The following is a 14,691-nucleotide window of genomic DNA, read 5'->3' on the forward strand; positions in this document are numbered from 1 at the left end:
ATGACCGATAACGCAACCCTGCTGGCACGCCGTGAGCGGCTTTTGGGCCGTAACATGTCGACGTTCTATCAGGATCCGGTCCAGTTGGTGCGCGGAGAGGGCGTCTGGCTTTGGGATGCCGATGGCCGCAAATATCTCGACTGCTACAACAATGTGCCGCATGTCGGCCATTGCCATCCGCGCGTGGTCGAGGCGATCACCCGCCAGGCCTCGACGTTGAACACGCATACGCGCTATCTGCACGAGGGCATCCTGAATTATGTCGAGCGGCTGACGGCCACCTTCGACAAAAGCCTCGACACGGCGATCATGACCTGCACCGGCAGCGAGGCCAATGACGTGGCCTTGCGCATGGCGCAGGCCGTGACCGGCAAGACCGGTGTCATTGCCACCGACTTCACCTATCACGGCAATACCACGGCCGTGTCGCAGCTCTCGATCCGCATGCCCCCCGTCGGCGGTTATGGCGGCCATGTCCGCCATGTTCCGGCGCCTGACAGCTATCGCCCGCTCGGTGGCGAGCCCGGTGACGCCTTTGCGAAAGCCTTTGCCGCAGAGGTGGAAAAGGCGATCGCCTCGCTGCAGGAAAGCCCGTTCGGCTTTTCTGCGCTGATCATCTGCCCGTATTTCGCCAATGAGGGTTTTCCGGATCTGCCGGCAGGCTTCCTCGACAAGGCTGTCGCTGCCGTGCGCAAGGCGGGCGGTCTCGTCATTTGTGATGAAGTTCAGCCGGGATTCGGCCGGACCGGTGGTCACATGTGGGGTCACCAGCGCATCGGCATCCTGCCCGACGTGGTGACCCTTGGCAAACCGATGGGCAATGGCCATCCGGTCGGCGGTGTTGTCGCCAATGCCGATACGCTTAATGCCTTCCGCAAGGCCTTCCGTTATTTCAACACGTTTGGCGGAAATCCGGTGTCGAGTGCGGCGGCCATGGCGGTTCTCGACGTGATCGAGGACGAGAAGCTGATGGAGAATGCCCGCATCGTCGGTGCTTACGCCAAGGATGGCTTGAAGCGGCTGGCCGCGAAACACGACATTATCGGCGACGTGCGTGGCAACGGTCTGTTTTTCGGTGCGGAACTGGTGCTCGATCGGGAAACGAAAGCCGGTGCCGCCGATATGGCCACACGGGTGAGCAACGAGATGCGTCAGCGGGGCGTGCTGATGGGCAAGCTCGGCATCCACCAATGCGCCACCAAGATCCGGCCGCCCATGCCCTTTTCCAAGGACAATGCCGACCTGATGCTCTCTACTCTTGACGACGTGTTGACGGGGCTGTGACAGCGCAGATGGAACATCAGAACAGCGTTCCGACGCTTGAGGCACTGACAGCGCGCGCCCAGCAGGCGCTCGCTGCCTGGGGGCTTGCCGCACAAACGCCGGAGCTTCTCAAATATCGCGAAAATGCAGTCTTTCGCATCCGCCTTGCCAATGGCGAGCCGGCGGCTCTTCGGCTGCATCGGCCGGGTTATCACGGTCAGCCTGCACTCGTTTCGGAACTGGCCTGGATGGCTGCCTTGGGCGAAGCCGGTCTGCGGGTTCCGGCGCCCGTGGCGACCGCGGACGGACGTCATATCATTGGCCTGGATGAAAGCCATGATTTCGGCAGCCAGCATGCGGATATCGTCAGCTGGATGCGGGGGGCACCACTCGGTCGGTCTGGTGTGCCACTGTCCCATACACCGGATGCGCTCGTCGGGATCTTCCGGGCGCTGGGTGACGCCATGGCGCGGATGCATGCGATCAGCGATGCCTGGGCGTCGTCTGCGTCCTTTGTCCGTCCCGCCTGGGATGTTGACGGGTTGCTTGGGGAGACGCCGCTCTGGGGACGGTTCTGGGATTGCCCCGGCTTGTCGCCAGAGGAAGCACGACGCCTAAGCAAGTTGCGTGACAGTCTACGGAAACGAGTGGAGGAGAGCGCCGCCCTGGGGCTCGACTATGGTCTGATCCACGCAGATCTGGTGCGGGAAAACGTGCTCATCGACGGCGACAAGATCGAGATGATCGATTTCGATGATGGCGGCCATGGCTGGCGCATGTTCGACATCGCGACGGCGCTGTTCAAGAACCGGGACGAGCCGGCCTATCCCCTGATGGCGGCGGCGTTGATCGAAGGTTATCGCACCGTCCGGTCGCTGCCGGATAACCACCTCGAGACGCTGCCCCTGTTCATGCTGTTGCGCAGTGTCACCTATATCGGCTGGGCCGGGCATCGCTTGGACATGCCGGATACGGCTGAGCGGCTCAAGCGTTACGTCGCCGATACATTGGCATTGGCGGGTGAGGTTGCCTGACGTCTGGCGACTTTGGCCAGGCAAATTTGCGATGGGCCGTCGCCCGCCCCATTGCGGGCGCGGGAGGATTTGACATTCGCCAAAAATTGTTAACATGCTCACTAAATACGAAACCGGCTTTGGGAGGAGGCGGATATGTATCTGGAGAGCTTTGCGGGAAAAATCCCGCAGCAATGGCCGAGCCTGCATTTCGATGATTGGTCGGCGAACCTGAAATCGATCTGCGGCACTTTCAATCCAAGCCGGCTTGATCGCCGTGATCGCGTCGTTGGAGGAGCGGAGGTCTCGAATGCCGGTGGCATGGAAGTCGCCCAGGTCGCCAACAATCTCGATTTCATCCGCCGCGATCCTGACGATATCCGGGCGGACCATGGGGACAACCTTTTCCTGTTGCTGCAACTGGAAGGGTCCTGCGGGATAGAGCAATCCGGCCGCCAGGAGCGGCTCGACCCCGGGGAATGCATTCTGGTCGATTCAGCACGGCCTTCGATGTTCTATTTTGGCGGTTCTTTTTCCAACCATCTCTCCGTTCACATGCCGCGCCAGTTTCTTCTGTCGGACAGGTCCACGCGCATGTCGGTCAGCCGCAAGATCGGCGCCGACGATCCGATGTCGGTCATGCTCGGCGCGCTCATCGCAAAGCTGATGAAGACGTCGAACCACGACAGTCGGGCGCCCCATCTGCGCGAACTGCTGTTCAACACGACCCGTCAGGCCTTTGCTTCCGATCCCGGCGAAGAGCTTTTCCTGCGACCAGACAGCATGACCGGGCGGATCGAGGTGGTGCAGGTGCTCATCGACGAGAACCTGACGGAGGAATGGCTGACCCCGCAATGGCTGGCAAACAGGATCGGCGTGTCGCTCCGCACCCTGCAGGAAGACATGAATGCTCAGGGCACGACGGTGACCGGCATGATCAAGCTGAAGCGATTGCATCTGGCGCGGGCCCGGCTTGAAAGCCTGCGTGGAACGCGCCAGCCGGGGGCCATCGCCGATGTCGCCTATTCGGTCGGGTTCAACGATATCTCCTATTTCAACCGGAGTTTCCGCAAGCTGTTCGATTGCTCGCCGAAGGATGTCGCATCCTGATCGTCGATTGCGCGGGTCGTCGCGTTTTTGTCCAATTCGGGCCGCGTCCCGTTCCAAGACGACGGCTCTGACGGGCGCTAACCTCCTCCCATGATCGTGCATGGGAGGATGCCTCGTGAAGGAATACGGACTCGTCATCGACGGACAGTCGATCGCTACCGCGCGCCACAGACAGGTAAAGAACCCGTCGACGGGTGAGGTGGTCGGGCTGTCGCCGCTCGCATCGCTCGATAACCTGGAAGCGGCCATCGCCGCCGCCAAGCGGGCCTTTCCGGGGTGGGCCGCGACCAGTTCGCAAGAGCGCGCCGCCTTGTGCGCGAAGATTGCCGAGACCATCGAGGCTCACGCGGATGAACTCTCCCACCTGCTGACCCTGGAGCAGGGCAAGCCGCTGAACGGCCTCGGCTCACGCTTCGAGATCGGCGGTGCGGTCGCCTGGACCCGCTATACAGCGTCGCTCGAACTGCCGGTCGAGATCGTGCAGGATGGACCGGAAGGCCGGGTCGAGCTGCACCGCAAGCCCATCGGTGTCGTTGGCGCAATCACGCCGTGGAACTGGCCGGTGATGATCGCCTGCTGGCACATCATTCCCGCCATTCGCACCGGCAACACCGTCGTCATCAAGCCTTCACCGAACACGCCGCTGTCGACCATCCGGCTGGTGGAACTGCTCAACACTGTCGTTCCGCCGGGCGTGGTCAACGTCATCACCGATGACAATGATCTCGGCAGCGCGCTGACAACTCACAAGGATATCGCCAAGGTCACCTTCACAGGGTCGACGGCCACCGGTCGCCGGGTCATGGCGTCGGCGGCCGACACATTGAAGCGCCTGACGCTTGAACTCGGCGGAAACGATGCCGGCATCGTGCTGCCGGATGCGGATCCCAAGGCGATTGCCGAGGGCCTGTTCTGGGGCGCCTTCATCAACAGTGGCCAGACCTGCGCCTGCCTCAAGCGCCTCTACGTCCATGACAGCATCTATGATGCCGTTTGCGAAGCGCTTGCCGCCTATGCGGAGCAGATCAAGGTCGGCGACGGGCTGGCAGATGACAGCGTGCTCGGACCGCTGCAGAACGCCCAGCAATTCACCATCGTGTCCGATTATGTCAACGACGCGATCGAAAAGGGCGGACGGGTGCTGACGGGCGGACAACCGACCGGGGGGGCGGGTTACTTCTATCCCGTCACGCTGATTGCGGACCTGCAGCACGGCGCCAAGCTCGTCGATCTCGAGCAATTCGGTCCGGCGCTGCCGATCGTTCGATACCACGACATCGAAGAGGCCATCGCCATGGCCAATGACAATCCGAGCGGTCTCGGCGGGTCCGTCTGGTCCAGCGACGTGGCGCAGGCCAAAGCGGTCGCGAGCCGCCTCGAATGCGGTTCGGTCTGGATCAACAAGCACGGTGCCATCCAGCCCAATGCGCCCTTCGGCGGCGTAAAGCAGTCCGGCGTCGGGGTGGAGTTCGGCGTCGATGGGCTGAAGGAATTCACGGTCATCCAGACCGTCTTTTCCTGATTTTGACCGGCAAGACGAAGTTGCTGGCTTGGCGAAACGGAAGCCTGCTTCCGGGAGGGGAGTTCCATGCGTGAATTTGACTATATCGTGGTCGGAGGCGGTTCATCGGGTTCGGTGGTCGCTGCCCGCCTGTCGGAAAATCCGGCCAACCGCGTGCTGCTGATCGAAAGCGGTCAGAAGGACAGCGATCGCTTCATCCATATTCCGGCGACCTTCTTCAAGGTCATCGAGAAAGGACGCGACGTCCATTTCTACACGTCCGAGCCGGATGCGGGTCTTAAGGGCAAGCCGAACATCGTGCCCCAGGGCAATGTGCTCGGTGGTGGCAGTTCGATCAATGCGATGATCTATATCCGTGGCCAGCGCCAGGATTACGACACCTGGGCGCAGATGGGCTGCCGATCCTGGTCCTATGACAAGGTTCTCCCGGTGTTCCGGGACATCGAGGGCAACCAGCGGCTGGCGGGCGAATTTCATGGCGGCGAGGGGGCCCTGAAGGTCTCAGACCGCAGGTTCGGCCACCCTCTGTCCTGGGCCTTCGTGCGTGCCGCCCAGGAAGCGGGTTTGCGCTACAACGAAGACTTTAATGGCCAGCTGCAGGAGGGCGTCGGTTTCTACCAGACGACGACCAATAACGGTCGTCGCTGGAGTGCGGCTCAGGCCTTCCTGCGCGACGCGGAGAACCGCTCCAATCTTGAGATCCTGACCGGTACCAAGGTTCACAAGGTGTTGTTCGAGGGGCGGACGGCGACCGGCGTCCAGTTGTCGACGGGCGAGCGCATCAAGGCCCGCGGCGAGATCGTGCTGACGGCCGGGGCCATCGCGACGCCCAAAATCCTGCAACTGTCCGGCATCGGTGCTGCAGCGCAACTGGCTGCCCACGGCATCGACGTTGTCACTGACCTGCCGGGCGTTGGCGAAAATTATCAGGATCATCTGGAAGCCACGGTGCAGGCCGAGGTGCGTGACCCGATCTCGCTGTTTGGGCAGGATCGTGGTCTGGCTGCCGTCGGCCACATGCTGCAATATATGCTGACCAAGACCGGGCTCCTCACCTCCACCGTGGTCGAATCCGGTGGTTTCGTCGACACCGCGGGCACGGGGCAGCCGGATATCCAGTTCCATGTACTGCCAAGCTTCAACGGTTTCGGCGAGCGTGAGGCGCACCCGGGGCACGGCATTTCGATCGGGCCGTGTTTCCTGCGACCCCAGTCGCGCGGCACGGTGAAGCTGCGCTCGTCCAATCCGGACGATCCGGCGCTGTTTAATGCCAACAGCTTTTCAAACCCGGCCGATCTGGAGACGCTGGTTCGGGGCGTGGAACTTGCCATCCGGATCACCGAAGCACCATCGCTCGCCAGGCTAATCAAGCGGCGCGTTCTGCCCGAGCCGGGCGTCGAGAAGGATCAGGAGGCCTTGCGCGACTATATCCGCAGCGTGTCGAAGACCGTGTTTCATCCGTCTGGTACCGCCAAGATGGGGCCTGCCGATGATCGTATGGCCGTAGTCGGCGAGGATCTTAAGGTGTTCGGCGTCGACCGGTTGAGGGTTGCTGACGCCTCCATCATGCCGACGCTCGTGTCTGGCAACACCAATGCACCGACGATCATGATCGGGGAGCGGGCAAGCCGCTTCATTCTTGGAAAGGATCTTGCCGCCTGAGGAGGAGCGAGGGCGGCATTGATCGGCCATTTGGCCACGCGCCGGGATCATCCGGCTCCCATGGGAGGAAACAACATGCAGAGTGCGCATTTTCTTTATGGTGCGGCCGCAGTCGCGGCCCTGTTTTTTGCCAATGTCGGTACGGCTGTCGCTGCACCGAGCTGCGGTTTGAACACTGGTCAGGTGGCAAGCGGGGCGCCGATAAAGGTCGGTGCGATCGTCGGCCAGACGGGCCCGGACGACTTTTCGTCTGCATCAAAGGCGGCAAAGGCCTATTTCGACTGCGTTAATGCCAATGGCGGCATCAATGGGCGCCCGGTGGAATATCTGGTCGAGGACGATCAGTGGAACCCGGAAGTCGCCGCCCAGGTGGCAACCAAGCTTGTGAAGGACAAAAAGGTTGTCGCCCTGGTCGGCAATGCCTCCTTCGTCGAGATGGGCGTCAACGCTAAGCTCTACGAAGAAGAAGGCGTGATGGCGATGGCCTCCGGCTGCGCGGTGGCGGAATGTTTTGAATCGCGCAACATCGTGTCGACCAATGAAGGCCCGCTTCCTTCGTCGGTCGGGGCTGCGCAGTGGGCGGTGGGTAATCTCGGCTCGAAAAACGTCGTCTGCATCGGTCTGACCATCCCGAGTGTGGGACCCTATTCCTGCGGCTGGACGGAAAAATATATGCAGTCGAAGGGGCTTTCTGGCTCCAGCGTGCTGCTCGATCCATCTGCGGCCGACATGAACTCCGCCTTCCTGGAAGCCGTTGCATCGGGGGCCGATACCATCCTGGTCAACCTGCCTGCCGGCATGGCGGCTGCGCTGTTAAAAGTGGTGCAGGAATCGGGCCAGCGGGACAATTACAAATGGATCTCCTCCACCCCGCTTTATGATCGCGATGTGCCCGCCATGCTCGGCGACGGCTGGGCGGGTGTCTTGTATGTCAACGCCGAACTGACGCCGATCGACGGCACGGGTCCGGATGCCACCAACTGGCGCGATGTGCTCGATACCCATGGCAAACCCGAGGACCCGCGCGACACCTTCAGCCAGGCCGGTTATCTCTCGGCGCGCTTCTTCGTCGATGCGCTTTTGAAACAGGATCCGGCGAAGCTCGATCGTGCCAGCGTCACCGCGGCAATCCGCGGCATCAAGAACTATACCTCCGATCTGCTCTGCGGCCCTTATTACGTCGGCAATGGCGACCGCCACATGCCGAACCATGCCAATACAATGGTCCAGATGGTCGCGGGCGGCTACAAGGTGGTCGGTGAGTGCGCCGACGTCGACAGCGCCTATCTCGAGCCTTACCGCGCCGACGAAAAAGCGCTCGGCATTGGCAACTGAGGATGTCAGGTATGTTGGGCGCCTATGGAATGTTCCTGGTTTCGGGGCTTGCCGTCGGCGCCCTTTATGCGCTGGGCGGCGTGGGATTGGTGATCCTCAACCGCGCCACCGGTGTGCTTAACTTTGCCTATGGTGCCATCGGTGCCATGGGCGCCATGACGGCTTGGCAGATCCTCGAATGGCATTTGCCCGAACCGCTGGCGTGGGTTGCTGCGATATCGGTCAGCTTTGCCCTGTCGCTGGGGTTCGGGCTTCTCGTCGCGCCGAAACTGTCGCATCGCGAACCGGTCATCAAGGCCGTCGCGACACTTGGCTTTGCGCTTTGCCTGCTGGGGCTGATGAACCTGATCTGGGTGGTCACCTCCCGCAAGCTGGGGCTGTTTTCGGATCCGGTCGGGGTGCAGCTTCTCGGACTGCGCGTTAATGGCACACGGCTGATCGCCTTTGGCGGCGGGCTTTTTGCCACGGTCGCCATGGGCATCTATCTCACGCGCACCCGCACGGGTCTCCTGATGCGGGCGCTTGCCGACAATCGCGAGGTATCCGGCGTGTTGGGTGTGCCCGTGCGCAAGGTCGAGGCGATTGCCTGGGGTATTTCCGGTGCTCTCGCCGGGTTCACAGGGCTGCTGTTCGGCGATCTTGTCCGGCTGGATCCGGCTGTGCTGACCTTTCTCGTCATCCCCGTCATCGCCACCACGATTATCGGCCGGCTGACGTCCATTCCCGTCACCTTTTCGGCGGGACTGGTCATCGGGATCACGGAAAGCATGCTGACCCTTGTCAAGCCGATCGCGCCATTCCGGGTTGCCGCCCCCTTCGTCATCGCCACGCTCGCCCTGATGTGGCTGCAGCGCAGCCGCCGCCTGACTTTTGCCGGGGAAGATTGATATGTCCTTGCCACACGACCTGTCCTTTTCCGCGGCTGCCCCGTCAGAAAAACCCGCGATTGCGCGATCCACCGTGCCGGTGATTGCCTGTGTGCTTGCTCTGGCCTTCCTGCCCCCACTCTTCCTGGCGGCACTCTGGCTCAAGGTTCTGACGGGCGTTGCCATCTACACGCTGACATCTGCGTCGATCGCGTTGCTTTATCGGCGGCTGGGCCTCGTGTCGCTGGCGCATGTGGCGCTGATGGGTGCTGGCGGCTGGGTTGGGCTGCGGTTTGCCTATGGTTTCGGCACGCCGTTCGAGGTCAACCTTTTGGCCGGCGGTATCGCGGCTGCCATTTTCGGCATGATCTTCGCCTATCCGGCGCTTCGCATGCGGGGCCTTTATCTGGCTCTGGTGACGCTGATGATCGCCGGTGCCTTCGCCATCCTGGTCAATGTCATTCAGTTCCCGAATGGCGGGGAGGGGTTTTTAGGCTTTGCGGTCAAGGCTGCCGGATACATGCCACGCCCGGTTTTTGCGGGCTCGGACGCAGGGTATTTTAGCTACTGCGTCATTGTTGCGGCGCTCGGCATGGGGCTGATCCACTGGCATGAGAAGGCCAGACCCGGCAGGGCCTGGGCGATGATCCGCCGTTCGGAAGCCGCCGCCATGTCGGCCGGCGTCGATGTCACCCACTACAAGATCTGGGCTTTTGCATTGTCCGGCTTTCTGGCCGGCATCGCCGGGGTGTTGCTCGCCGGCAATCTGCAGATGCTCGACGCGAGAAGTTTTCCGGCGGCGGAATCGGTGATGATATTTGCGCTCACCATTGTCGGCGGGGCCTGGACCCATCTCGGGGCGATCGTTGCTGCTGGCCTCTATCGATTCGTGCCGGCGCTGCTCAACGATCTCGGGGTGAATGGCGATGCGGCCTATATCATTTTCGGCGCAGCGCTCATTCACGCCTTGGCCACGGCGCCCCGCGGCCTGGCCGGCCAGATCGAGGACCTCGCGCGTGGCCTCATTGCCCGGGCCAGAAAGGATCAGTCGCGATGATCGAGATCGACAATCTCACCGTCAGTTTCGGCGGCGTGACCGCGCTCCGGTCAGTTTCGGTTTCGCTCGATGCGCCGGTCGTCGGCATTATCGGACCGAACGGCGCGGGCAAGACCACCTTTCTCAACGTCCTGTCGGGCTTTGTTCGCCCCCAGGCCGGCCGTATTCTGGCCTTTGGCGATGACCTGACCGGGCTTTTGCCGCATCAGCGCGCGCGCTGGGGTCTGCGGCGTTCCTTCCAGAAGGAGCAGGCCGTCGATGAACTCACCGTCGAGGACAATGTGCGCGTGGTTCTCGACGCCTTGCCGCTGTCGCGCGGCGAGGGGGAACGCTTCCTGCAGCAGGCGCTGGAGTTTACCGGCATTACCGCCTTGCGCCGGCAGCCGGTCGCCACACTCAATTCCTTCGAACGGCGGATGACGGAACTGGCGCGATGTGTGGCCGGCCGTCCGAAGCTGATCCTGCTTGACGAGCCCGGTGCGGGCTTTTCACAAATTGAAGTTGCGCGGCTTCGCAGCGTGATCACCGAGATTGCGGGTACGATCGGCGCCAGGACATTTCTGATCGACCATGACGTGGATCTGATCCAGGCAACCTGTCAGCATACCATGGTGCTCGATTTCGGATCGCTGGTCACCTATGGCGAGACCGCAACGGTTTTGGCCGACGATCGCGTTCGCGCTGTTTATCTCGGAACGGAGGAGGTGGAATGAGCGTGCTTGAAATCTTCAACCTGTCGGTCCGTCGCGGCGTCAAGCGGGTCGTCGACGACGTGACCATGCAGCTTGCGCCCGGCAAGGTGACGGCGCTGCTGGGGCCGAATGGCGCGGGCAAGAGTTCGCTGGTGCTGGCCCTGGCCGGGGCGTTACCATTGGAAGCGGGAACCATCATGTTCGCCGGACGCTCGCTCGGTGGCGCGAGCACGCAGGTCGTACGCTCTGCCGGCATCGCGGCCGTGCCTGAAGGCCATCGCGTGCTTGCGGGCCTGTCGGTCGAGGATAATCTGATGACCGCCGGTCACGGGCATTCGAAGGCGGCACTCACCCAGGCTCTCGACGAGATCTATGCGATCTTCGGGGAACTGGCCGAACGCCGGAACCAGCGGGCAGGCTCCATGTCTGGCGGGCAGCAGCAGATGCTGGCGCTGGGTCAGGCGCTGATCTGCCGACCCAAATTTATTCTTGCCGACGAGATGTCGCTCGGCCTTGCACCGCTAATCGTCAAACGCCTTATGGGCGTGGTCGCCCGTCTGGCCCGCGAAGGAACGGGTATCCTGCTGATCGAGCAATTCACGGCCGTCGCACTGTCGCTGGCGGACGAAGCCCATGTCATGGCGCGAGGACGTCTCGCCTATAGCGGAGATCCGCATGTGCTCGTCAAGGATCCGGAAATCCTGCACAAGGCTTATCTGACCTAGACTCAGCACACATTGATCAGAGCCAGAAAATGACGGTAGCGGCGGTGCAAATTGCCGAAAAGAAGGTGCGAGCACTGAGGTCGTAGCGGGTAGTGAAGCGCCACCAGTCTTTCAGTTTGCGAACATGTTTTCGGGTTTGTGGCGCTGGCGATAGAGAGTTTCGTTGTAATCGATTGATTGTTGGCGGCTTTTTGTCGGCGGGATGTACGGTTCGATGCCCTTGTCGAAAAGGGCCTGGCGGAACCAGTTGCTGTCATAGCCTTTGTCACCAAGCAGGCTGAAAGCGGTTGGCAAGGCGTCGATCATGAGCCGAACGCCCTTGTGGTCGCTCATCTGACCCCATTCAGAAGCAGGATGAGCGGGCACCCTTCGCTATTGCAGGCCGCGTGCAACTTCGAGTCCAGGCCACTTTTGGTTCGCCCGATACGGCGACACCAGCCCGAGGTTCACTCTTGGTTTGTCGCCTGTGAAGCTCTCAGGGATCGAGTGCTTCCTCGGCGGCCATGGTTTTCGATAGGGCCTGTTTGAACATTTCCGGGATGCGAAGCGCCTGATGTTCCGCGTGGTCTATAGCGGAACGAGCTTCAGTCGTGTCCCGTTTGTGGAGCCAGCGCGTGGCCGCGGCCATATCGAGCATGATTGCAGTAATCGGGTCAGCCAGGTTGTGTAGAAGCTCAAGCAGCGCGGTCTCTAGGGTGGATCGATCCCGCTGCTCTACAAGGGACCCGACGTCAAGGGCAATTCCCTCATATTGAGCGCCGTCCGGCGACACCGGTTCTCCAACGACAAAGAGTGTGGTGATGACCTCGTCACCGGGCCGCATTATTCGCAAGTCGACCTCGAACCCCGATCTCTTGTTGACGGCGCAGGTGACATCGCTTGGGATTGTCGGTTCGTCTGCGACCGTCAGATCCCAAATGGTCCGGGCGCATTGCATGTTAACAGCGGCGAAACCCAACGCGGTGCCTAGCTCTCGGGAGATTGCCATCGCCCCCGTTTTCGGTTCCCAGCTCCATGTCCCTCCACGTCCCAACCGGGCGAGGAGCGCGGTTGTCTTCAGCGAAACCTGGAACGCATTTCGAAGCTTTGCATGTGCAGTTTCAAGGTCGGCCAGAAGCGCAGTCGTTCGAAGAGCACCGAGAAATCCTGCGCTTTGGCCTCCGATTGAAACCAGGAAATCCCGCGCCTCACGGGTTGGGACGGAAGATGGTGAGCGTAGTTCCACATATAGAACACTGACAAGCTCGCCCTGTGCTATCAATGGAAGACATATTGGACTTGCCTCGGAAAAGTGGAGAGGCATTTTCAGATCAAGCGGCCAGTCTCTCGAACTGTGCGGGGCTTAGGTAGTTAAGCGCCGAGTGCCGACGGGTGGGATTGTAGAAGCCATCGATATAGCGGGCAATGGCATTTTCAGCCTGGTTTCGGGTTTGATAGATCGTCCTCCAGATCAGCTCTGATTTCAACGTCTTGAAGAACGTTTCGACCATGGCATTATCATAGCAATTTCCCTTTCCCGACATTGAGATCAAAATGCCTTTGCTGCGCAGGAGCGCCTGATAGTCGATAGAACAATATTGACTGCCACGATCGGAATGATGGACCAGGCCAGGCTTTGGACGCCGCATGACAATGGCCTTGCGAAGAGCGTTGAGTGCCAGTTCGCGGTGCAGCCGGTCACCAACAGCCCAGCCGACGACGCGGCGAGAGAACAGGTCGATGACGACGGAAAGATACAGCCAACCCTCGCGGGTCCATACGTAGGAAATATCAACACCCCATTTCTGATTGGGGCCGATTGCGGCGAAGTCCTGATCGATGATGTTGGGTGCAATCGGGAAAGCATGCTGGCTGTCGGTCGTGCGCTTGAACCGACGCTTCTGCCGGGCATGCAGGCCATTGTCTCGCATCAGCCGTGCTGTGCGCCTCCGACCAATGGCAAAGCCACTGTCCTGCAATTCCCGCGTCATGCGTGGGCTGCCATAGGTCTCGTGAGACAGCGCATAGGCCGAGCGCAGATGCGCGAGCATCACCATGTCCTCGCGCTGCCGACGACTTGCTGGCCGGTCTTTCCAAGCGAAATAGCCACTCTGGCTGACGCCCAAAACTTTGCAGAGGCGGTGTGCGGGGAATTCATCTTTCGCCTCGTCGATGAAACGGAACTTCATCGACTTCCCTCCTTGGCGAAAAAAGTCGCGGCACGCTTCAGTATCTCACGTTCCTGCCGAAGGATTTCGTTCTCCCTGCGCAACCGTTTCAACTCGGCCGCCATGTCCTCGGTGGCAGCGGATACCGCCGGCGCATCCATCGCCCGATCACGGCTACGACCGATCCAGCGCACCAGCGTCGATAGGCCGACGCCCAGGTCCTGTGCGATCTCACGCTGAGTCCGCCCGCTCGTCTGCGCCAGCCGCACCGCTTCGGTCTCAAATTCCTTCGTAAAATTCTTCTGCTTCGGCATTCCGGTTTCCTTTCAACTCAAGAAAACCTCTCCACTTTTCCGAGGCAAGTCCATGTTCGTTAGGAGAACTATCACATGAAGCCACCGCTCATCGTCGTCATCGATGACGATCCTGGAATGCGGTGGGGGATCGATGCGCTTCTCAGAAGCTTCGATTTTCAAACTGCCCTCTTTAGCAGCGCAGAGGACTATTTGGCATCCGACGATGCGCGCCTTTGTGCGTGCTTGATTTCAGACGTCAAAATGGCGGGGCTCTCAGGTCTCGATCTCGTCTCCCGGCTAGCCGTTAATGCCGAAGGCGAGAGGATACCGCCCATCGTGCTCATTTCGGCATTTACCACCCAGACCATGATCGACGCAGCCTTCCAGGCAGGCGCTTTGGCGCTCCTGAAAAAGCCGTTTGATGCCGACTCGCTGATGGGGGTGATCGAACAGGCCGTTGGTCGTTCCTAAGTCCAGAGAACCTTTTCGGCCAGTGCTCCCATGAGAGATTTGCCTGGCTGTGGCCGGCAATCGTCATGTCCCGTGTTCGAGGCAGCCTCGTCTTCTTTGAGATAGGTATGGCGACACTCACAAGATCAGTTTTTGGCTCAAAGCGCAGTAGGGTGATTTCCTCCTGCCGACGAGTAGAGAAGAGCGCGAACAAGATGACCTTGTCCATCGGCATTGCCTGGGGCGCTCGCGTTCGGCGATCGGCGAAGAAGGTCAGCAGCTTTTCCAGCTCCTGGAGGTTTGGCCGCCTGTTGCGACTGGCGCTTTTCGAGATGATGCCCATCCGCCCCGTCACCACCTGAGCATCACGGAAAGCCTGTTGCTCTAGCGGATAGCCCCACATAGGACGCGCAACGGCGAAGACGGCGTCGAGGTGAGACATGTAGTTGCCAACCGTCTGCGGTTGGCGAGGCTTAATCTCTCCCTCGGGTGTCCAGCCCTGTTGAAGCTCTCGTGCGAACGAAGAGACATCCGCGCTGGTGATCGTTTCGCA

15 protein-coding genes are annotated in these 14,691 nt (G+C 60.9%); 12 read left to right on the forward strand and 3 right to left on the reverse strand.

From position 1 onward, the window contains the following. The 10 genes from AC4CWF_RS08675 to AC4CWF_RS08720 all read left to right on the forward strand — a co-directional run bounded on the left by AC4CWF_RS08675 (position 1) and on the right by AC4CWF_RS08720 (position 11,245). The gene (locus AC4CWF_RS08675) at positions 1-1,284 is read left to right on the forward strand and encodes an aspartate aminotransferase family protein (RefSeq protein ID WP_491284947.1); all 1,284 of its coding nucleotides are present in this window, start codon (positions 1-3) and stop codon (positions 1,282-1,284) included. An 8-nt stretch (positions 1,285-1,292) separates the two neighbouring features. Further along, positions 1,293-2,297 carry a phosphotransferase enzyme family protein gene (locus tag AC4CWF_RS08680; RefSeq protein WP_491284950.1) on the forward strand — a complete coding sequence of 335 codons (1,005 nt, stop codon included), beginning with the start codon at positions 1,293-1,295 and terminating at the stop codon, positions 2,295-2,297. 135 nt (positions 2,298-2,432) lie between these two features. Beyond that, on the forward strand, positions 2,433-3,386 hold the full coding sequence (locus AC4CWF_RS08685) for a helix-turn-helix domain-containing protein (protein ID WP_491284952.1): 954 nt from the start codon (positions 2,433-2,435) through the stop codon (positions 3,384-3,386). 115 nt (positions 3,387-3,501) lie between these two features. After that, a complete protein-coding gene (locus AC4CWF_RS08690; RefSeq protein ID WP_491284954.1) occupies positions 3,502-4,908 on the forward strand; it encodes an aldehyde dehydrogenase family protein in 1,407 nt (468 codons plus the stop codon). A 66-nt stretch (positions 4,909-4,974) separates the two neighbouring features. Next, positions 4,975-6,570, forward strand: a complete 1,596-nt coding sequence (locus tag AC4CWF_RS08695) for a GMC family oxidoreductase (protein WP_491284956.1) — start codon at positions 4,975-4,977, stop codon at positions 6,568-6,570. A 75-nt stretch (positions 6,571-6,645) separates the two neighbouring features. Beyond that, entirely contained in the window at positions 6,646-7,905 is a 1,260-nt protein-coding gene (locus AC4CWF_RS08700) for an ABC transporter substrate-binding protein (RefSeq protein WP_491284958.1), read from the forward strand. An 11-nt stretch (positions 7,906-7,916) separates the two neighbouring features. After that, the gene (locus tag AC4CWF_RS08705) at positions 7,917-8,792 is read left to right on the forward strand and encodes a branched-chain amino acid ABC transporter permease (RefSeq protein WP_491284960.1); all 876 of its coding nucleotides are present in this window, start codon (positions 7,917-7,919) and stop codon (positions 8,790-8,792) included. A gap of 1 nt (position 8,793) precedes the next feature. Beyond that, the gene (locus tag AC4CWF_RS08710; RefSeq protein ID WP_491284962.1) at positions 8,794-9,828 is read left to right on the forward strand and encodes a branched-chain amino acid ABC transporter permease; all 1,035 of its coding nucleotides are present in this window, start codon (positions 8,794-8,796) and stop codon (positions 9,826-9,828) included. After that, on the forward strand, positions 9,825-10,541 hold the full coding sequence (locus tag AC4CWF_RS08715; protein ID WP_491284964.1) for an ABC transporter ATP-binding protein: 717 nt from the start codon (positions 9,825-9,827) through the stop codon (positions 10,539-10,541). Before AC4CWF_RS08710 ends, AC4CWF_RS08715 begins: the two co-directional genes overlap by 4 nt. Then, entirely contained in the window at positions 10,538-11,245 is a 708-nt protein-coding gene (locus AC4CWF_RS08720) for an ABC transporter ATP-binding protein (protein ID WP_491284966.1), read from the forward strand. Before AC4CWF_RS08715 ends, AC4CWF_RS08720 begins: the two co-directional genes overlap by 4 nt. Positions 11,246-11,356: 111 nt before the next feature. On the opposite strand, the gene AC4CWF_RS08725 is transcribed toward AC4CWF_RS08720, so the two are convergent. From AC4CWF_RS08725 to AC4CWF_RS08735, 3 genes are all read right to left on the reverse strand, one after another. Beyond that, positions 11,357-11,578, reverse strand: coding sequence for a transposase (locus tag AC4CWF_RS08725; protein ID WP_491284968.1), 222 nt, complete (start codon positions 11,576-11,578; stop codon positions 11,357-11,359). 142 nt (positions 11,579-11,720) lie between these two features. Continuing rightward, on the reverse strand, positions 11,721-12,233 hold the full coding sequence (locus AC4CWF_RS08730; RefSeq protein ID WP_491284970.1) for a hypothetical protein: 513 nt from the start codon (positions 12,231-12,233) through the stop codon (positions 11,721-11,723). A gap of 322 nt (positions 12,234-12,555) precedes the next feature. After that, positions 12,556-13,706, reverse strand: a protein-coding gene (locus tag AC4CWF_RS08735) for an IS3 family transposase (RefSeq protein WP_491282487.1) whose coding sequence is annotated in 2 segments (ribosomal slippage) — positions 12,556-13,439 and positions 13,439-13,706 — 1,152 coding nt in all. Because the reading frame shifts where the segments join, the coding sequence is not laid out codon by codon here. 75 nt (positions 13,707-13,781) lie between these two features. Here AC4CWF_RS08735 and AC4CWF_RS08740 point away from each other — a divergent pair. Then, positions 13,782-14,159 carry a response regulator transcription factor gene (locus AC4CWF_RS08740; protein WP_491284972.1) on the forward strand — a complete coding sequence of 126 codons (378 nt, stop codon included), beginning with the start codon at positions 13,782-13,784 and terminating at the stop codon, positions 14,157-14,159. Positions 14,160-14,353: 194 nt separating this feature from the next. After that, positions 14,354-14,500 carry a hypothetical protein gene (locus AC4CWF_RS08745; RefSeq protein ID WP_491284974.1) on the forward strand — a complete coding sequence of 49 codons (147 nt, stop codon included), beginning with the start codon at positions 14,354-14,356 and terminating at the stop codon, positions 14,498-14,500. Positions 14,501-14,691 lie beyond the last annotated feature (191 nt).

It is taken from the genome of Neorhizobium sp. PAMB6630 (assembly GCF_058242775.1).